The organism is Oleiphilus sp. HI0067 (assembly GCF_001635735.1).
Genome location: NZ_LWFI01001180.1, coordinates 1 through 767 on the forward strand (window position 1 = coordinate 1; position 767 = coordinate 767).

1 protein-coding gene is annotated in these 767 nt (G+C 44.1%); it reads left to right on the forward strand.

Annotated features, from left to right (window positions below; translation table 11 throughout):
- On the forward strand, positions 1-648 hold a 648-nt coding region (locus A3739_RS17395), incomplete at its 5' end, for a zinc-binding dehydrogenase (RefSeq protein WP_156502652.1).
- Positions 649-767: the final 119 nt, after the last annotated feature.

The following is a 767-nucleotide window of genomic DNA, read 5'->3' on the forward strand; positions in this document are numbered from 1 at the left end:
GCTATGCCGCTTATTTCCCTAACTGCATGGGAAGCTTTATTTGAGCGCTTGGGAATTAGCCTTGCAAAAGACAATAGCGAAAAAACATTATTGATTATCGGCGGCTCTGGCTCAGTGGGCGCAATTGCTACACAAATGGCCGCGCGTTTAGCAGGTTTGAAAGTAGTGGTAACAGCGAGTAAACGTGGCGCAATTGAGTGGTGCGTGAGTCAAGGTGCAGCGCATGTTGTAAATCACCATGACGATATTCAGCAGCAAATCTCGACACTTGGCTACAAAGGTGCTGATTACATACTGTGTTGTAGTCATACTGATCAACATTTCGATGCAATGTGTGACATCATTAAGCCGCAAGGCAAAATTTGCTGCATTGTAGATAATGTGAAGCCACTGGCTTTGAATAAGTTGAAGCCTAAATCGGCGAGTTTGGTGTGGGAATTCATGTTTACGCGAGCAATGTTCAAAACACCTGACATGATCGAACAACGTCATATTCTTTCGGAAGTCTCACGCCTTTTAGATGAAGGTATTTTGAAGAGTGTGTTAGCTGATACCTATCGCCCTATTAATGCTAAGAACCTGCTCGCTGCGCATCAAGTGATAGAGAATGGCGAGTTGATGGGCAAGCTGGTCGTGGAGGGGTGGTAAATCGCTTATTGTGAAAAGTCCTCTGAGAAAAACGGTTGAGTAAAAAAACGACATCATTAACGTAACGGTAACGATGAAAGTTCTAGCCGAAAAACATTCGTGTAGTACACTGCATGCTG